The following is a 17,622-nucleotide window of genomic DNA, read 5'->3' on the forward strand; positions in this document are numbered from 1 at the left end:
CGCCAAGGCTGAGGCGCCTTCCCCCATGGCGTGCGGGGTGAATTGATGACGATTTCCAAGCCGGTTTTCGATCGTTTGGGGCTGGGCATGTGGATCGGGGCATTCCTGATCGTTCTCGGCCTGGTGCTATGGTCGCCCGGCACGCGCACGGTGACGCAGGCCTATGGATATGGCAGCGAAGCGTTCCTGACCGGGCGGCCGCTGTACAATCTTCAATCCGAGATGGGGTACCTGTATGCGCCAGCCTTCGCCGCGCTCTACCTGCCGGTGCTGAAGCTCGGACCCTATCTGGGCGGCGTGGTGTGGCATGTGGTGGGCTTCGCAGCGCTCACCTTCGCGGCGATGCGGCAAGTGCGCAAAATCGGCGGTGAGGAATTGCCATGGCTGCTTTCCTTCGGCCTCTTCCTTGCCCTGCCGATGGCGCTGGGTGCGATCCGCAACGGCCAGGCGACGATCCTTTTGACCGCGGCCTGCTGGCTCCTGACCCTGTCGGCGCTCGAAGGGCGGCGCGCCGAAACCTTCTTCTGGGCTTCGGTCGCCATCATCGCCAAACCGACCGCGATCATCATGCTTTTGCTGGTGGGAGCCCTGCGCCTGCGGCTGATACCCGTGCTCGTGCTGGCAGTGCTGTTGGTACTGGCCATACCGTACGCGTTCGCGCCTGCCGGCTACCTCAACCAGCAGTACGGCGATTTCGCCCGCATGTTGACCTCCATGGCCGTCGACAAGTCCGGCCACTTTGTCCCTACCGACTTCACGGCGCCTTTCACCTCGGCCGGGCTGCCCATGCCTGAGTTCGCCGCCACGATCGTGCGCATCGTCGGGGCATTGCTTACGCTGTCGACCGTCCTCTGGTTCGACCGCAAGCTCCAGCCTGGAATAGCCGCACTGGCGATCTTCCTGGCGGCTGCCTTCTACATGTGCGTCTTCAATCCGCGTGTCGAGCCAAATACCTATGCCATGATCGCCGTGCCCGCCGGCCTCGCTATCGCCACACTATGGCGGGAGGAGCGTGGCGGCGTCCTGGCCTCGGTGCTGTCGACGGTATTGTTCCTCACAGGTTTGACCAGCGTCGAGCGCCACATGCATGATTTCTTCTATCCTTGGTTCCGGCCGATCGCGGTCACCTTCATCGCCTGTTCGCTGATCTGGTGGTTCTGGGCCAAGGCGCGCGAAAAGATCGTGAGCGTCGGACCCGTTGCACATGGCTGATCCGCGTCAAAAACTCGACATCGTGGCGCCCTTCTTCAACGAGGCGCAATCGGCGCCGGCCTTTGCCGCCCTGCTCGACAGGCTCGAGGAAGCGGTATCAAGCCGTTTCGGCATGGCCGTCCACAAGATCCTGGTCGACGACGGCAGCCTCGACGATGGCGCCAGGCGATTTTCGCAAGCCCTGTCGGGATCGTGGGAGATCGTTCGCCTCAGCCGCAATTTCGGCAAGGAGGTCGCGGTGCTCGCCGGCCTCGACCAGTCGCGGGGCGACATGGTGCTGATCATGGATTCGGATCTGCAGCATTCCATGGATATCAGCTTGAAGATGATCGCCGAGCTGGTGGAAAGCCCAGACATCGACGTCGTATACGCGCAGAACGACCGCCGCGAGGCGAGCTGGCGGCGCAGCCAGCTGGCGCGACTTTTCTACAGCCTGATCAACAGCAGCCAGCGTTTCGACATTCCGGAGAACGCCGGTGATTTCCGCGTCATGCGCGGTCCCGTGGTGCGCGCGCTGACCAGCCTGCGCGACAAGCGGCGCTTCAACAAGGGCCTGTTCGCCTGGGCCGGTTTCCGTCAGAAAGCCATATCCTATTCGCCGGAAAACCGCGCCATCGGCACGTCGAAATGGAGCCGGCTCAACCTGATCGCCTTTTCGCTGGAAGGGTTTACATCGTTTTCCGTCATTCCGCTGCGCATCATCAGCTTGAGCGGGATGCTGGCGGCGCTGGCGGGCGTCGTTTACGGCGCCAAAGTGTTCTTCGAGGTGATGTTCTACGGCGTTGCCGTGCCTGGTTACCCCAGCCTGATGGTCGCCGTCGTGCTGCTCGGCGGTCTCAACCTCACCTTGCTCGGCCTGATCGGCGAATATGTCTGGGTCACGCTGTCGGAGAGCAAGGACCGGCCGGTCTATCTGGTGCGCGATGTGGTGCTCAGCGAGACCGCTCACGACAAGCCGCCGGGCGCGTCCCGCGGATGACGCGGCGCATTCGCCTGATCGCCGATGACTACGGGCTGGCACCAGGGGTTTGCGCCGGCATTCTCGACCTGCTCGACCGCGGACGCCTGACCGGCACCAGCTGCATGACCGGTTTTCCGGAATGGGCCGAGGCGGCGGCGCGCATAAAGCCGCTGCGCGGCCGCGCGGCGATCGGGCTGCACCTGACCCTTACGGACCAGCCAGCGGTCACAGGCAAATCGAGCCTGGCGCCCGGGGGCCGGTTGCCGCCGCTTCGTTCGCTCGCCCTGCCGGTCCTGCGCGGGCGAGTCGACGAGCGCGACGTCCATGCCGAACTCGACGCGCAATATAGCCGTTTCGTCGAGGCGCTGGGCCGCAAGCCCGACTTCATCGACGGTCATCAGCACGTGCATTTCCTGCCTGTCGTGCGCGGCTGGCTGCGGACACGTTTTCCCGACACTGCCGGCAGGCCGGTGTTGCGCGGCGCTCCGGCGCTGAGCGATGCCGCCGCCGCACCGAAAATCGCGGCAATCGCTGCCGTGGCCGCCGGTTTCAACCAATCGATGCAGCGCGCCGGCTTTGCCGTTTTGAAGCCGCTCGCCGGCATCTATGACTGGCGGCAACCCGAAAAGTTCGCCCCCCTGCTGGAGGCTGCCGTCGAGGCGCTGTCGGACCGTGGGCTGTTCATGTGCCACCCCGGCCATGTCGACCAAACGCTGTGCGCGCGTGACCCCATGCAAAGCGTGCGCGAAGTGGAATTCGGCGTTTTGGCTTCGGATGCGTTCGGCGCGAGCCTGGCCCGAGCCGGTGTCGAGATTTTGGACGGCCGGGAATGAATGGCGTTCAGCCACGGCGTTCGACCGGCAGCAAGATCGTCCGTTTTGCGCTGGTCGGACTGGCAAATACGGCCATCGACCTTGCCGGTTTTTTCCTGCTGCTCAAGCTGCACGCCCCGCCGTTGTCCGCCAATGTCATCTCTTGGTCGATTGCCGTCGTCTTCTCTTTCGTGGCGAATGGCTTCTGGTCGTTCGAACGCAATCACGCCATTCGGCTGCATGATGCCTTCCTGCGCTTCGTCTCGGCTGGGGCGTTGATTTCGCTCGGCGTGTCCAGCCTGTCGATCGCACTCTTCGCCGGCATCGGCGGTGTGTGGCCGGCAAAGATCGGCGGGGTCATCGTGGCGGCCGTGCTGAACTTCCTTGCCTCGCGTTGGTCGATCGAGGGCCGGCTGCTGAAATAGGTATCTCTATTCCGCCGGTTCCACATTGGTGTAGGCGGCTTCCTCGAGTTCGCGCTTCAGCCGTGCTTCCTCATGGGTCTTCGGCGTGACGAAGCGGCCAAGCAGAAGATAGGCGACCGGGGTCAGGAACAGTGTCGAGATGGTGGCCAGGCCAAGCCCGCCGACAATGACCCAGCCGAGCGCCACGCGTGCCTCGGCGCCCGCACCGGCGGCCAGCACGAGCGGCACACCGCCAAGTATGGTGCAGATCATCGTCATCATCACCGGCCGCAGGCGGATGGTGGAAGCCTGCTCGATAGCTTCGCGCACGCCCAGGCCTCGATCTCGCAGCTGGTTGGCGAATTCGACGATCAGGATGCCATTCTTGGCCATGACGCCGACCAGAAGCACCAGGCCGATCTGGCTGTAGGCGTTGAGGCTGGTGCCCGAAAGCAGCAGCGCGAAAATGGCGCAGGCGAGGCCGAGCGGCACCGTCGCCATGATGATGACGGCGCTGACGAAACTCTCGAACTGAGCGGCCAGCACCAGGAGGATGATGACCAGGGCGAAGCCGAAGATGGTGACCATGGCGCTGTTGGTTTCACCCAAAGTCGCTGCCTCGGCCAGGGGCAGGATGCGGCTTCCAGGCGGCAGGAGCGGCGTGGCGATCTGCTCGGCGCGTGTCAGCGCATCGCCAAGCGCGAAATTGCCAGAAAGGTTCGAGGTGATCGCCACCGAAGGCTGCTGCTGTTCGCGCGACAGCGACGGTGGTACGGCGCGCTCGGTCAGGGTGGCGATGGTCGACATCGGCACGAAGCGGCCATCCGCCGTCTTGAGGAACACATTTTCCAGATCGGTCGGATCGTTGATCGGATTGGTGGTCGAGACCAGTTTCACCCCGTAGCTGCGGTCGGCGATGTAGACATCGACGACGTCGTTGCCGTCGAGCATGGCTTGCATGGTGTTGGCGAGCCCCGTGATGTCGATGCCGAGATCGGAGGCGCGCTCACGATCTATCGCTACGGCCAGTTGCGGCTGCGTCGGGTCGATCGACAGACGCGGCGTCTGAAAGCGCTCATCTTTCTGCATCTCGGCGATGATCTTGACCGCTGCATCGCCAAGCGCCTTTCGGTCGTTGCCAACCAGAGCGAATTGCAGGCCGTTGCCGGCGCCGCGGATGCCGAGACTGTTGGGTTGGACCGGGAAGATCCGCACGCTGGGCACCTGCCTGGTCAACTGACTGATCTCGGCCATGATCTCCTGCTGGCTGCGGCTGCGCTCGTCCCACGGCGCCAGCGTCATCACCATGAAGCCCGAATTGTAGGAACCGTTCTGGCCGGCGTTTTCGAAGGTCGAGCGGATCTCGCCGGAATCGCGCATCGGCTGGATCAGCCGCTCGATCTTCTGCATCTGCTGCGTCGTGTAGTCGAGACTGACGCCTTGCGGGGCGTTGATGCGCAACAGCACGGCGGCGCGGTCCTCGGTCGGCGTCAGTTCCTGGCGGATGGTGCCGAACAGCGCGAAGGCGACGCCGGCAAACAGCACCGCGACCAGAACCACGATCCAGGGCGCATCGAGGCAAGCGTGCAGCGCGCGCTTGTAGCCGGCATTCAAGACGCCGCCGATGCGAGCGCCGATGCCTTGGCCGCCTTCGTGGTGAAGCGGCGCGCTGGTCAGCATGCGCGAGGCAAGCATCGGGCAAAGCGTCAGCGCGACCACGCAGGACAGAAGCACCGACATCGCAAGCACGAAACCGAATTCGCGGAACAGGCCGCCGGTCTGGCCGGGCAGGAACGAGATCGGCACGAAGACGGCGACAAGCGTCAGTGTCGTGGCGACGACGGCGAAGAACACTTCCTGCGCGCCGAGCACGGCCGCTGCACGCGGCCCCATGCCTTCGTTGCGCCGTCGCACGATGTTTTCCAAGACGACGATGGCGTCGTCGACGACAAGGCCGGTGGCCAGCACCAAAGCGAGCAGCGTCAGGATGTTGACGGAGAAGCCGGCCAGATAGATGGCGGCGATGGTGCCGATCATGGCGACCGGCATCGACAGGCCGGGGATGAGCGTGGCGCGCCAGTCGAGCAGGAAGATGTAGATGACGATCAGCACCATGGTAACCGACAGGCCAAGCGCGATCTCGACCTCGTGCACCGCACCCTTGACGAAGACAGCGTCGTCGCTGGTGATCTTGATCGACATGCCCTTGGGCAGATTCTCCTGCAGCTTGGCGACGGCGACCTGGACGCCCGTCGAAATGTCCAGCGTGTTCGATTCCGCCTGGCGGATAATGCCGAGGCCGATTCCGGTCTTGCCGTCCGAACGCAGCGTCGTCTGGCCAACATCGGGGCCGAGCGTGACGGTCGCTACATCGCGGATGCGCGTCGTGCCGCCGATGATGATGTTTTCGAATTCCTCGGGCGTCGTCACGTCGGCCGTGGTGCGGACGATCAGGTCCTGGTTGGTCGTTGTGATCGACCCGGCTGGGGAATCGAAGGCGACGGAGGCAAGCGCCGCCCGGAGGTCGGCGACCGTGAAGCCGAGGCTGGCGAGCTTGTTTTGGTCGACATCGATGCGAAAGATCTTGTCGCGGTCGCCATAGACCTGAACGTCGGCGACGCCGGGCACGGCGGCCAGTTCGTCCTCGATCTGGTCCTGGACCACCACCGTCATGTCCTGGATCGACATGGTGTCCGAAGTCACCGCCAGCCGCATCACCGCGTCGGAATTGGCATCGGCCTTGACGATGCGCGGCGGATCGGCGGTATCGGGCATCTGGTTGGCGACCCGGCCGACGGCATCACGCACATCCGAGGCGGCGACGTTGAGGTCGACACCGTCGTTGAACTCGATGGTGACGCGGCTCGAGCCGAAGGAGGAGGAAGACGAGATCGACTTGACGCCGGAGACGCGGGCGACGGCGCCCTCGATCGTGTCGGTCAGTTCGCGGTCGACGGTTTCGGCGGCCGCGCCTTCGAAGGTCGTGGAGACCGTGACGACGGCGCGGTCGACGTCGGGCAATTCGCGGATTTCGACACCGTAGAAGGCAGCGAGGCCGGCAACGGCTATAAGGGTGTTCAGCACGAACGCCATGACCGGCCTGCGGATGAACAGCGCGGTGAAGCCGGTATCGCTGGCGGCGTTGACGGAGCCGGTCATGAGCCTTCCGCGGCGTTGGCGGCGCGCTGCTCCTGGCCCGCGATGCGAACCTCGCCGCCTTCGCTGACACTTTGGGTGCCTTCGGTGACCACCATGTCGCCGCTGTCGATCTCCGCGTCGATCAATACGGTCTCGGTGTTGCGCTGGATGATGCGCACCGGCACGCGCCTGGCCTTGCCGTCCTCGACCTGCCAGACATAGGCGCCGTCCGAACCCCACAGGATCGCCAGCGGGCTGACGGCCGGATAGGTCTCGCCGGGGAATTTCATGGTGATGGAGAACGACATGCCGGCGCGCAGCGAATCGGCCGGATTGGCGATGGTGGCCTTGACCAGAAGTGTGCGGCTCTTTTCGTCGATATGATTGTCGATCGCCGAAACCGTGCCGGTGTACGCGTTGCTCGGATTGGCGATCGGCGTCGCCGTCAATTGCGCGCCGACCTTGACGGCGGCGGCGAAGCGCTCGGGTACCTGGAAATCGACCAGGATAGAGGACCGGTCGTCAAGCGTGGCGATCGCCGACTGGTTGGTGACGTAATTGCCGGCCGAGATCGGCAGGATGCCGACCGTGCCGGTGATCGGCGCCAGGATCGAGCGGCGCCGCAGTGCAAGCTCGGCATCCTGAAGCGCCAGCTTGGCGCCGGCCAGAACCACTTCGGCATCGGCGACCGCGACCGGTGTCGCCGCGTTGGAGGCACGCAGCGACTTGACGCGGTCGAGCTTGGACTGAGCATCCTGCAAGGCAAGCTTGGCGCGGTCCTGTGCGATGATCTCCGTCTCGGAATCGAGCGTTGCGATGATCTGTCCCTTGTCGACATGAGTGCCGGATTCGACCAGCAACTCGGCAAGGCGACCGGAACTGTAGGGATTGACGGTTACCGAGGCGTTGGCGCGGCCGGTGCCGATCGCCTGCAGGCGGTCGTTTATGGTGGCCGTACCGGCAGGCAAGGCGACGACGTTGACCTGCCGGAGTCCATTGCGATTGCCAGCCTGTTTCGCGCCGTCCGCACCGCTTCCGGTGGGAGGCGTTGCCGCGTAGGCCCAATCCATCCCCCAGCGCGCCAGCACTTCCGGCGCGCCTGGATAGAAGCGTGCCCAGGCGGCCGCGGCGGCGACCACGATCACAAGCGCAACGACAATTTGCTTCCAGGTCCGCATCGACACTCCGGTTTCAGGAATCGTCAGCCATTCCCGAAGGAACGGCACAGCGACGATGCGGGCAGGCGGCAAAATCCGGCCACGCCACACCCCGATATCAGCGGTTTATGGCAATTATCACGCAATCGTGCACATTAAATCTCGGTAACGTGAAACCGAGACGGCCGCGAAGCCGATGCAATGATCCGGAGGATTCTGCCTTATCGCAGGCCTTCCATCTCGCGGATGCGCCGGGCGCCGTCGGCCTCGAGTTGCCTGGTGACGGCGCCGATCAGCGTTTCGGCGACGACGAAAAGCGCCGCCGAGGAATCCCATGCGGAAGGCACGGCGGTTCGTCCGGCGATGACATGGCGAGCAAAGCGGGCGATCGGCGACAGCCACTGGTCGGTGAACAGTACGATCTGAACGCCGCGCTGATGCGCCTTCTCGGCGAAGCGGACGAGGCTGTCCTGGTAGCGCCTGATGTCGAAGATCACCAGCACGTCGCGCTTGCCCATGTCGATCAGCCGGTCACGCCACATGCTCTCCTGGCCGGCGAGGTGAAAGACATCGGGCTGGATGACGGCGAGATGGGCGGCCATGTAGCGCGCCAGGGGGTCGGTAAAGCGGCCGCCGATCAGGAATGTCTTGCCACGCCGCTCGGCCAGCCTGGTGGCAATGTCGGCAAGCTGCTTGTCGGACAGGTGCCTGAAGGTCTCGCGCATATTGTCGAGCGTTGCTTCCAGCATGGGCGACACCGTGCCGCCACTAGGCGAGGGCGGGTTGAGCGTTCGTATCGCCGGCGATTGCAATTGCGCCGCCAGTTCATCCTGCAGGCTCGACTGGAACTCGGGGTAATTCTGGAAGCCCAGCCGGGCGACGAAACGCAGGATCGTCGGCGAGGAGACGCCGGCCGCGGATGAGAATTCGGCGACTGTCTTGAGGCCGATCATCGGATAGCTCGCGATCAGCGTCTGTGCTGCGCGCCGTTCGCCGGCGGGCATCGCGCCGATACGGTCGGCAATCAATTCGGCAATGTTGGAAATCATCTTTTCCCCACCCTTGGCCCGCCGACCGTCTTTTCCCCAGATCGCATTTGACAAAGCCAAACAAACTGTATGAAATCATCCACCGGGACGCAATGAAACAAAATACGTAACATACGATACAGCGCTCCCAGGGGACGGCAGGACTATGGAGACAGCGCGGCCCGCCAGCCTTGCATCGTCTGATACCGTGAGGGTGACGAACCCCGGCGGATCGAGCCCCTTCGTGCTGACCTGCGATCACGCTTCCAATTTCCTTCCGGCTGAATTCGGCACGCTCGGCCTTGCCGTCGACGACCTGTCCCGCCATATCGCTTGGGATCCCGGCGCACTGCCGGTTGCGCTGCGGATGGCGCAGGCGCTCGATGCGACGCTGGTCGAAACCCGCATTTCGCGTCTCGTCATCGACTGCAACCGGCCGCTCGATGCGCCGGACCTGGTGCCTCCGGTCAGCGAAACCACTGCCATACCGGGCAATACCGGCTTGTCGGAAAAACAGCGCGCGGCGCGGGTCGCCCTGTCATGGCAACCGTTCCATGGCGCCATCGAGCGCATCGTCGAGGACCGGCTGGCGCGCGGCCAGGAGACCCGCTTGGTTTCCCTTCATTCCTTCACGCCGGTCTACAAGGGCCGCAATCGGCCCTGGCATATCGGCATCATCCATGACGATGATCGCCGGCTGGCGTCGCCGCTGATATCGGCGCTGCAACGGCTCTCAGGCATCACCGTCGGCATCAACGAACCCTATTCGCCGGCCGACCGCGTCTATTTCACGCTGGAACGGCATGCGCGCTCGCGCGGGCTACCCTGCGCGATGATCGAAATCCGCAACGATGAAATCTCCGGCGAAACCGGGCAGCGGAAATGGGCGGATATGCTCACGGGCATTTTTTCGGATCTGGAGCCAGAGGAGGCCAAGGGCTCTCGACGAAGCGCAGTCGGAAAGTCAGTTCAATCGGCCAGCTAAGAACCAATAGGGGAACTCTGACATGACAACACCTGATCACTCTGACAAGTCGGAGGACACAAAAATCCTCCACAGTATGGGCTACGCCCAGGAATTGGCGCGCCGCATGAGCGGCTTCTCCAACTTCGCCATTTCCTTCTCGATCATCTGCATTCTGGCGGGCGGCATTACGTCTTTCCCGCTGGCCATGGCGACCGGCAGCGGTTTCGAGGCGACCATCGGCTGGGTCATCGGCGGCGTCTTTGCGCTCGTGGTCGCGGCGTCTCTCGGCCAGATTGGATCGGCCTATCCGACAGCCGGCGGCCTCTATCACTGGTCCTCGATCCTGGGCGGACGCGGCTGGGGCTGGGCCACGGCCTGGATCAACTTGCTCGGCCTGATCTTCGTCGTCGCTTCGGTGAATGTCGGCGTCTACCTGCTGTTTCAGGGGCTCGTTGCTGGCCCGATCTTCGGCTGGGACACATCGGCCTGGGGCTTCTGGCAACAGACGGCGGCAGTCGTCTTGATTACAGTTACCCAAGGTCTGTTCAATCATCTCGGCATCAAGACGACGACGATGTTGACCGATTTTTCCGGCTACCTCATCCTCGTTGTCGCGGTCGTGCTGACGCTGACCTTCCTGATCTGGGGCGCGCATGGCTTCGATCTCGCGCGGCTGACGACTTTCGTCAACACGACCGGCGATCTCGGTGGTGGCTATGTTCCGACGGCCCGCACCGCACTCGTGGCCTTCCTGATTGGCCTTCTCTACCCGCTTTACACGATCACCGGCTTTGACGCCTCCGCGCATACCGCCGAGGAAACGCACAATGCCCGCGTCGCTGTGCCCAGAGGCATGATCCACGCGGTCCTCTGGTCTCTCGTCTTCGGTTTCGTCATGGCGGTCTCCTTTGTCCTTGCCAGCCCCGATCTCGTGGCGACCGCCAAGGACGGCGGCAATGCCTGGTTCAACCTGTTCAACAATCTGCCGGCGCCAACCTGGCTCAAGGCTCTGCTCGGCATCGCCATCGTGCTGTCGAACTATCTGTGCGCGCTAGCAGGGCTCACTTCGACCTCGCGCATGATCTTTGCCTTTTCGCGTGACGGAGGTCTGCCGGGGTCTTCTTTATGGAAGCAGGTTTCGCCGACCTGGCGCACGCCCGTCCCGGCCATCTGGCTCGGCGTCGTTCTGTCGATTGCCGCCACGCTCTATTCGCCGGCTTTCGCGGCGCTGGCAGCCGGCTGCGCACTCTTCCTCTATGTCTCCTACGCCATGCCGATCGCGGCCGGACTTCTTGCGGAAGGAAAGAGCTGGACCGAGTTCGGACCATTCCGGCTCGGCATCTGGTCAAAGCCGTTCGCCGTCATCACCGTGCTTGGTGTTCTGGTGTTGATGTATGCCGGCATCCAACCGCCCTTCGACATCTTGATCAACTATGCGATCGGATTGATCGTTCTGCTTGTCGTTTTGTGGTTTGCCGTCGAGAACCGCCGCTTCCAGGGGCCGCCCATCGGCGAGACGGCAATCGCCAAGCGCAGGGCGATCATCGCAGCGGCCGAAAAGGCCGTCGGCGAATCCGCCTAAACAACCAATCAAGCCGTGGCGGGTTCGCTCGCCACGGTTTTTTGTTCTCGTTCATGTGACAAGCCCGAAACGCCAAGCACTGGAGTGCCAAAGGAATGGCCGGAAGTTTCTCGTTCGATCAGTTGAAGAAAGCGGTCTCCAGCGGCGAGATCGACACGGTGCTGGCATGCATTGTCGACATGCAGGGCCGGTTGGCGGGAAAGCGGTTCCTGGCGCAATACTTCGTCGATTCCGCGCATGACGAGACGCATGGCTGCAACTACCTGCTGGCGGCCGACATCGATATGGAGCCGGTGCCGGGCTACAAGGCGGCAAGCTGGTCGAAGGGCTATGGCGACTTCGTCATGAAGCCGGACCTGGCGACGCTGCGGCGCATTCCCTGGCTGGAAAAGACGGCGCTCGTCATTTGCGACGTGCTCGACCACCACACCCATGACGACCTGCCGCATTCGCCGCGCGCCATCCTGAAGAAGCAGGTCAAGCGGCTGAGCGAGCGCGGCTATATCGGCTATTTCGCTTCCGAGCTCGAATTCTATCTGTTTAACGAAACCTACGATTCCGCCCGCAAGAAGCATTGGCAGGGGCTCGATACAGCCTCGCCCTATATTGGCGACTACCAGATCGGCATCACCACCAAGGAAGAAGGCGTCATGCGCCGGCTTCGCAACGAGATGGAAGCCGCCGGTATTCCGATCGAGAATTCCAAGGGCGAGTGGGGTCCGGGCCAGGAAGAGATCAATGTGCGCTACGCCGAGGCGCTCGACATGGCCGACCGCCACGTCATCCTGAAGAACGGCGCCAAGGAGATTGCCGAGTCCGAAGGCAAGGCGATTTCCTTCATGTCCAAGTATAATTACGGTCTCGCCGGCAATTCGAGCCACATCCACAATTCGCTGTGGAGCGCGGACGGCAAGACGCCGCTGTTCTTCGACAGACAAGCCGACTGGACCTTGTCGACGCTCGGCCAGCAATGGGCGGCCGGGCAGCTGAAATACGCCAAGGAATTCACCTGGTTCCTGGCGCCCTACATCAATTCCTACAAGCGCTTCCAGGCCGGCACTTTCGCGCCGACCAAGATCATGTGGAGCGAAGACAACCGCACCGCCGGCTTCCGCCTGTGCGGCGAGGGCACCAAGGGCATCCGCATGGAATGCCGCATCGGCGGCGCCGACCTCAATCCCTATCTCGCCTTCGCGGCGCTGATCGCGGCCGGCCTCGCCGGTATCGACGAGAAGCTGGAATTGCAGAAGCCTTTCGTCGGCGACGCCTATCAGGCTTCTCGTTTGCCGGAAATTCCAAAGACGCTGCGCGACGCGACCGAGACGCTGGCGAAATCGAAGATGCTGAAACAGGCGCTCGGCGAGGATGTGCTCGAGCACTATGTCCACACAGCGAAGTGGGAGCAGTTCGAATACGATCGGCGTATCACGGATTGGGAACTGCACAGAGGGTTCGAGCGATATTAAAGCTTTATGCAGCTTTATTGTTGACAATGTAGTTAATGTAGCTCATATGAAGGCTGCAAGCTGCAATTGTTGGGGAGTTCGCAATGTCCAAATATGCGCCGCTGAAGGAATTTCTGGTCGCCCAGAATGCCGACCGTGTGCCTATGTCGTTCGATGAGATCGAGAGCGTGCTTAGTCTGCCGTTGCCGGCATCGAAGCGATACCCCGCGTGGTGGAGCAACAATCCGAGCAACAATCCCATGACCAGGGAGTGGCTCGAGGCCGGATTCGAGACCGAATCCGTCAACGTAGGCACTGGCAAGCTTGTCTTTCGCCGCGTTCGCAAGATGCCGACCGGTGACGCCGCACCCGCTGTGCGTACGCACCGTCACCCTGGATTTGGTTTCATGAAGGGCTTGATAGCTATCGAGGCCGGGTTTGATGTCACCAAACCGTTCGATGATGAGCCTTGGGATCGGGGTTATCTGGGCGGTGAAACTCAGGCGCAGCATGGCAAACACATGATGCGCAAATGAGTGAAGAGCCGAGCCTGCTGCTGGACACGTGCGCGATGATCTTCATTGCAAACGACAGCAAAATCGACCCTCAGGCAAGCCAGGAGATTTCCGACGCGGCCTATGATGGCCGCCTCTATCTCTCGCCGATGTCAGCATGGGAGATCGGCATCGGTGTGGCCAAGGGCCGGCTCAACTTGCCCATAGCGCCGCTCGATTTCGTAGAGCGGTTCATTGAGCGCATGTCCGCAAAACTCAGCGCGATTTCGCCGGCCATTCTGATCGCGTCTTCCAACTTGCCGGGTTCGCCCCATGGCGATCCTATGGATCGAATACTGATTGCCACTGCAAGGGCCTTGGACATGGTTCTTGTGACGCGAGACGAGCCCATCCTTCGCTACAGCCGCAACGGACATCTGCGTACATTAGCCTGCTAAATGGAGCACCTTTTGGAAACCGTAAAACTCAAATCCCCCATCGACGGCTCGATCTATGCGGAGCGGCCGGTCGCTACCGACCAGGCGATCAACGCCGCGGTCGAGCGTGCCAAGGCGGCGCAGAAGAAGTGGGCGCAGTCGCCGATCGTCGAGCGCGGCAAGTACATGCTGGCGATGCTGGAAGCACTGGTCGCGATGACCGACGAGATCGTGCCGGAGATCGCCTGGCAGATGGGGCGTCCCGTTCGTTATGGCGGTGAGTTCGGCGGCGTCAAGGAGCGTACCAACTACATGGTCGAGATCGCGGAAGCGGCGCTCAAGTCCGTGCCGGCCTCCAACCCGAAGGACGGCTTCCGGCGCTATGTGAAGAAGGATCCGCTTGGGGTGGTCATGGTGATCGCGCCATGGAACTATCCCTATCTGACAGCGGTCAACACCATCGTACCGGCGCTGATGGCCGGCAACGCTGTCATCCTGAAACATGCCGCGCAGACGTTGCTGGTCGGCGAGCGCTTTCAACAGGCTTTCGACAAGGCCGGCCTGCCAAAGGGCGTGTTCCAGAATGTCGTGCTCAACCATGCACAGACGGAAAAACTGCTGGGTTCCGGCAAGATCGACCATGTCAATTTCACCGGCTCGGTCGCTGGCGGCCGTGCTATCGAAAAGGCGGCGGCAGGCACCTTCATGACGCTTGGGCTCGAACTTGGTGGTAAGGATCCGGCCTATGTGCTGCCTGACGCCAAGATGGATCATGCCGTGGCCAATCTGGTCGACGGCGCCTTCTTCAATTCCGGCCAATGCTGCTGCGGCATCGAACGCGTCTATGTGCACGAGAAAGTCTATGACGAGTTCGTCGAAGGCTTCATCGCCGAGACCAGGAATTATGTCGTCGGCGATCCGCTGGAGCAGGCGACGACGATGGGACCGATGGCGCAGGCGCGCTTTGCCGACCTGATCCGCGAGCAGAAGGCCGAAGCGCTGCGCAAGGGTGCCAAGGCGCACATCGACATGAAGGTGGCTAGCGACAAGGCCGGCTCGCCCTACCTGGCGCCGGAAGTGCTGACGCAAGTCGACCACCAGATGAGCGTCATGCGTGAGGAAAGCTTTGGCCCGATCGTCGGCATCATGAAGGTGCGCAACGACGAGGAGGCGATCGCTTTGATGAACGACAGCCCCTACGGGCTGACGGCCTCGATCTGGACGCGCGACATCGAGCATGCGGTGGCGATCGGCGACCGCGTCGAGACCGGCACGGTGTTCATGAACCGCTGCGACTATCTCGATCCCGCGCTGGTCTGGACCGGCGTCAAGGACACCGGCAAGGGCGTTGCCCTGTCGGCGCTGGGCTATGACAATCTGACCCGGCCGAAATCCTTCCATCTGCGTGAAGCCATCTAATTTTCGAAAGACAAAAATGTCCAAGCTCATCTCCAAATGGAACTACCCTACCACCGTTCGCTTCGGCGCCGGGCGCATCAAGGAACTGCCGGAGGTGCTCGCGGCCACCGGGATCAAGCGGCCGCTTTTCGTCACCGATCCGGGATTGGCGAAACTGCCGGTCGTCGCCTCGACGCTCAGGATTCTCGACGAGGCCAAGGTGCCCTATGGCGTGTTCTCCGAGGTGAAGCCGAACCCGGTCGAGTCCAACCTCACCGCCGGCATCGGGGTGTTCAAGAGGGGCAAGCATGACGGCGTCATCGCCTTCGGCGGCGGCTCGGCGCTCGACCTCGGCAAGCTGATCGCCTTCCAGGCCGGCCAAGTCAGGCCGGTCTGGGACTTCGAGGATGTCGGCGACTGGTGGACGCGCGCCAACTCTGACGCCATCGCGCCAATCATCGCTGTGCCGACCACCGCCGGCACCGGCTCGGAGGTCGGCCGCGCCGGCGTCATCACCAACGAGGAGACGCATACCAAGAAGGTCATTTTCCATCCGAAGTTGTTGCCGGCGATCGTCATCGCCGATCCGGAGCTTTCGGTCGGCATGCCTTCCTTCATCACCGCCGGCACCGGCATGGACGCGCTCGCCCATTGCCTCGAGGCCTATTGCGCGCCGGGCTACCATCCGATGGCCGACGGCATTGCCGTCGAAGGCATACGCCTGGTGTTCGAGAACCTGCCGAAGGCTTATGCCAATGGCAAAGATCTCGTCGCCCGCGCCCACATGATGAGCGCGGCCGCCATGGGCGCCGCGGCCTTCCAGAAGGGGCTGGGTGCCATCCACTCGCTGTCGCATCCGATCGGCGCGCTCTACGACACCCATCATGGCATGACCAATGCCGTGTTCATGCCATATGTGCTGGCCTTCAATCGCGACTCCATCGAGGAGCGTATCGCCCGGCTCGCCGCCTATTGCGGCATCAAGGGCGGTTTCGACGGCTTCGCCAAGGCTGTTATCAAGCTGCGCAAGGAGTTGAAGGTGCCGCACGCGCTGCCGGGCCTGATCAAGGGGCTCGACATGGACAAGAAGCGCAAGGGCCTGATCGCCGACATGGCGGTGGTCGATCCGACGGCCGGCGGCAACCCGGTCAAGCTGACCAAGAAGGCGGCGCTGACACTGCTCGAAAACGCCATCGCCGGGACGGTCTGAGGCCGGTTCCTGGATGCGGAAGTTGATCGGGAAACGAGGGGAAAGGAGAGGGGAAGGGGCGATATAGGGGCGGATTAATGATTAGCCGGAAAATTAAGTGATGGCTAATTGCTACAGTCCGTTAAAAAGAGTTAACTTTTCACGCTGCGAGGCGCCGGTTTCACAAAGCTTTCATCTGGCTGTCACACGAAAACGATACCGCATCGCAGACGTCCAACGGCGTCAGTTCAATGGAGAGAACACATGTTCAAATTCACGGGGAAAGTGCTTTCCCTTTCGGCCGCGACCCTGATGGTGTCGTCGGTGATTTCGTCCGCCGCTTCGATGGACGATCTCATCAAGGCCGCCAAGGCCGAAGGCCAGCTCACCACGATCGCCTTGCCGCATGACTGGTGCGGCTACGGCGACGTCATAGCCGGTTTCAAGGCGAAGTATCCGGAAATCACCGTCAACGAACTCAACCCCGACGCCGGCTCCGGCGACGAAGTCGAGGCGATCAAGGCCAACAAGGACAACAAGGGTCCGCAGGCTCCTGATGTCATCGACGTCGGCCTGTCCTTCGGCCCGACCGCCAAGGCCGATGGCCTGTTGATGCCATACAAGGTGTCGACCTGGGACTCGATCCCGGACAGCGCCAAGGATGCCGATGGCGCCTGGTACGGAGACTATTATGGCGTTCTCTCGTTCATGGTGAACAAGGACCTGATCAAGGAGTCGCCGAAGGACTGGGCCGATCTCCTCAAGCCCGAATTCGCCAACGCGGTCGCCGTTGCCGGCGATCCGCGCGCTTCGAACCAGGCCATCCAGGCCGTCTACGCCGCAGGCCTTTCCGGTGGCGCGGCTGCTGGTGAAGCCGCTGGCACCGCCGGCCTCGACTTCTTCAAGAAGCTCAACGCCGCCGGCAATTTCGTGCCGGTCGTCGGCAAGCCGGCAACGCTTGCCCAGGGCCAGACCCCGATCCTGATCAACTGGGACTACAACGCGCTCGCCGGTCGCGACACGCTGAAGGGCAACCCGCCCGTCGACGTCATCGTGCCGAAGACCGGCGTTGTCGCCGGCGTTTATGTGCAGGCGATCAGCGCGTTCGCGCCGCATCCGAATGCAGCCAAGCTGTGGATGGAATATCTCTATTCCGACGAAGGCCAGATCGGCTGGCTGAAGGGCTATTGCCACCCGATCCGCTTCAATGATCTTGCCAAGAACGGCAAGATCCCCGCGGACGTTCTGGCCAAGCTGCCGCCGGCGGAATCCTACGCCTCGGCCGCCTTCCCGACGCTCGACGAGCAGGGCAAGGCGAAGGAGACCATCAGCAAGAACTGGGACGCCGTTGTCGGCGCCAACGTCAAGTAAGGCTTGAAATCCACCGGGCGGCCGCGA

15 protein-coding genes are annotated in these 17,622 nt (G+C 62.6%); 12 read left to right on the forward strand and 3 right to left on the reverse strand.

The features are described from left to right. The first annotated feature begins 45 nt into the window (after positions 1-45). From MESAU_RS09310 to MESAU_RS09325, 4 genes are read left to right on the forward strand one after another with little or no spacing between them, the layout of a single operon-like run. Complete coding sequence (locus MESAU_RS09310) at positions 46-1,212, forward strand: glycosyltransferase family 87 protein (protein ID WP_015315795.1); 1,167 nt, start codon at positions 46-48, stop codon at positions 1,210-1,212. After that, on the forward strand, positions 1,205-2,191 hold the full coding sequence (locus MESAU_RS09315) for a glycosyltransferase family 2 protein (protein ID WP_015315796.1): 987 nt from the start codon (positions 1,205-1,207) through the stop codon (positions 2,189-2,191). Before MESAU_RS09310 ends, MESAU_RS09315 begins: the two co-directional genes overlap by 8 nt. Further along, positions 2,188-3,006, forward strand: coding sequence for a ChbG/HpnK family deacetylase (locus MESAU_RS09320; protein ID WP_015315797.1), 819 nt, complete (start codon positions 2,188-2,190; stop codon positions 3,004-3,006). The genes MESAU_RS09315 and MESAU_RS09320 overlap by 4 nt, the downstream gene beginning before the upstream one ends. Next, complete coding sequence (locus MESAU_RS09325; RefSeq protein WP_015315798.1) at positions 3,003-3,410, forward strand: GtrA family protein; 408 nt, start codon at positions 3,003-3,005, stop codon at positions 3,408-3,410. The genes MESAU_RS09320 and MESAU_RS09325 overlap by 4 nt, the downstream gene beginning before the upstream one ends. A 6-nt stretch (positions 3,411-3,416) precedes the next feature. On the opposite strand, the gene MESAU_RS09330 is transcribed toward MESAU_RS09325, so the two are convergent. The 3 genes from MESAU_RS09330 to MESAU_RS09340 all read right to left on the reverse strand — a co-directional run bounded on the left by MESAU_RS09330 (position 3,417) and on the right by MESAU_RS09340 (position 8,733). Next, the gene (locus MESAU_RS09330) at positions 3,417-6,548 is read right to left on the reverse strand and encodes an efflux RND transporter permease subunit (protein ID WP_015315799.1); all 3,132 of its coding nucleotides are present in this window, start codon (positions 6,546-6,548) and stop codon (positions 3,417-3,419) included. Further along, positions 6,545-7,705, reverse strand: a complete 1,161-nt coding sequence (locus MESAU_RS09335) for an efflux RND transporter periplasmic adaptor subunit (RefSeq protein WP_015315800.1) — start codon at positions 7,703-7,705, stop codon at positions 6,545-6,547. Before MESAU_RS09335 ends, MESAU_RS09330 begins: the two co-directional genes overlap by 4 nt. A 200-nt stretch (positions 7,706-7,905) precedes the next feature. Beyond that, on the reverse strand, positions 7,906-8,733 hold the full coding sequence (locus tag MESAU_RS09340) for a MurR/RpiR family transcriptional regulator (protein WP_015315801.1): 828 nt from the start codon (positions 8,731-8,733) through the stop codon (positions 7,906-7,908). 145 nt (positions 8,734-8,878) lie between these two features. Here MESAU_RS09340 and MESAU_RS09345 point away from each other — a divergent pair, with 145 nt between their 5' ends. From MESAU_RS09345 to MESAU_RS09380, 8 genes are all read left to right on the forward strand, one after another. Continuing rightward, the gene (locus MESAU_RS09345; protein ID WP_015315802.1) at positions 8,879-9,697 is read left to right on the forward strand and encodes an N-formylglutamate amidohydrolase; all 819 of its coding nucleotides are present in this window, start codon (positions 8,879-8,881) and stop codon (positions 9,695-9,697) included. A 22-nt stretch (positions 9,698-9,719) separates the two neighbouring features. Continuing rightward, positions 9,720-11,261, forward strand: coding sequence for an amino acid permease (locus MESAU_RS09350; protein ID WP_015315803.1), 1,542 nt, complete (start codon positions 9,720-9,722; stop codon positions 11,259-11,261). Between the two features lie 95 nt (positions 11,262-11,356). Beyond that, positions 11,357-12,727, forward strand: coding sequence for a glutamine synthetase family protein (locus MESAU_RS09355; protein WP_015315804.1), 1,371 nt, complete (start codon positions 11,357-11,359; stop codon positions 12,725-12,727). An 83-nt stretch (positions 12,728-12,810) separates the two neighbouring features. Next, positions 12,811-13,242, forward strand: a complete 432-nt coding sequence (locus tag MESAU_RS09360; protein ID WP_015315805.1) for a DUF7662 domain-containing protein — start codon at positions 12,811-12,813, stop codon at positions 13,240-13,242. Beyond that, entirely contained in the window at positions 13,239-13,658 is a 420-nt protein-coding gene (locus MESAU_RS09365; RefSeq protein ID WP_015315806.1) for a type II toxin-antitoxin system VapC family toxin, read from the forward strand. Before MESAU_RS09360 ends, MESAU_RS09365 begins: the two co-directional genes overlap by 4 nt. Then, positions 13,659-15,056 (forward strand): aldehyde dehydrogenase family protein, encoded by a 1,398-nt coding sequence (locus MESAU_RS09370; protein ID WP_041163324.1) that lies wholly within the window; start codon positions 13,659-13,661, stop codon positions 15,054-15,056. Positions 15,057-15,072: 16 nt separating this feature from the next. Next, on the forward strand, positions 15,073-16,245 hold the full coding sequence (locus MESAU_RS09375) for an iron-containing alcohol dehydrogenase (RefSeq protein WP_015315808.1): 1,173 nt from the start codon (positions 15,073-15,075) through the stop codon (positions 16,243-16,245). A gap of 243 nt (positions 16,246-16,488) precedes the next feature. After that, the gene (locus MESAU_RS09380; protein ID WP_015315809.1) at positions 16,489-17,595 is read left to right on the forward strand and encodes an ABC transporter substrate-binding protein; all 1,107 of its coding nucleotides are present in this window, start codon (positions 16,489-16,491) and stop codon (positions 17,593-17,595) included. Positions 17,596-17,622 lie beyond the last annotated feature (27 nt).

It is taken from the genome of Mesorhizobium australicum WSM2073 (assembly GCF_000230995.2).
Classification (GTDB): Bacteria; Pseudomonadota; Alphaproteobacteria; order Rhizobiales; family Rhizobiaceae; genus Mesorhizobium; species Mesorhizobium australicum.

Coding starts and splice junctions, on each gene's coding strand:
- MESAU_RS09375 (WP_015315808.1), top strand. CDS start 15,073: ATGTCCAAGCTCATCTCCAAATGGAACTACCCTACCACCGTTCGCTTC.
- MESAU_RS09310 (WP_015315795.1), top strand. CDS start 46: ATGACGATTTCCAAGCCGGTTTTCGATCGTTTGGGGCTGGGCATGTGG.
- MESAU_RS09330 (WP_015315799.1), bottom strand. CDS start 6,548: ATGACCGGCTCCGTCAACGCCGCCAGCGATACCGGCTTCACCGCGCTG.
- MESAU_RS09350 (WP_015315803.1), top strand. CDS start 9,720: ATGACAACACCTGATCACTCTGACAAGTCGGAGGACACAAAAATCCTC.
- MESAU_RS09365 (WP_015315806.1), top strand. CDS start 13,239: ATGAGTGAAGAGCCGAGCCTGCTGCTGGACACGTGCGCGATGATCTTC.
- MESAU_RS09340 (WP_015315801.1), bottom strand. CDS start 8,733: ATGATTTCCAACATTGCCGAATTGATTGCCGACCGTATCGGCGCGATG.
- MESAU_RS09380 (WP_015315809.1), top strand. CDS start 16,489: ATGTTCAAATTCACGGGGAAAGTGCTTTCCCTTTCGGCCGCGACCCTG.
- MESAU_RS09325 (WP_015315798.1), top strand. CDS start 3,003: ATGAATGGCGTTCAGCCACGGCGTTCGACCGGCAGCAAGATCGTCCGT.
- MESAU_RS09360 (WP_015315805.1), top strand. CDS start 12,811: ATGTCCAAATATGCGCCGCTGAAGGAATTTCTGGTCGCCCAGAATGCC.
- MESAU_RS09315 (WP_015315796.1), top strand. CDS start 1,205: ATGGCTGATCCGCGTCAAAAACTCGACATCGTGGCGCCCTTCTTCAAC.
- MESAU_RS09345 (WP_015315802.1), top strand. CDS start 8,879: ATGGAGACAGCGCGGCCCGCCAGCCTTGCATCGTCTGATACCGTGAGG.
- MESAU_RS09355 (WP_015315804.1), top strand. CDS start 11,357: ATGGCCGGAAGTTTCTCGTTCGATCAGTTGAAGAAAGCGGTCTCCAGC.
- MESAU_RS09320 (WP_015315797.1), top strand. CDS start 2,188: ATGACGCGGCGCATTCGCCTGATCGCCGATGACTACGGGCTGGCACCA.
- MESAU_RS09370 (WP_041163324.1), top strand. CDS start 13,659: ATGGAGCACCTTTTGGAAACCGTAAAACTCAAATCCCCCATCGACGGC.
- MESAU_RS09335 (WP_015315800.1), bottom strand. CDS start 7,705: ATGCGGACCTGGAAGCAAATTGTCGTTGCGCTTGTGATCGTGGTCGCC.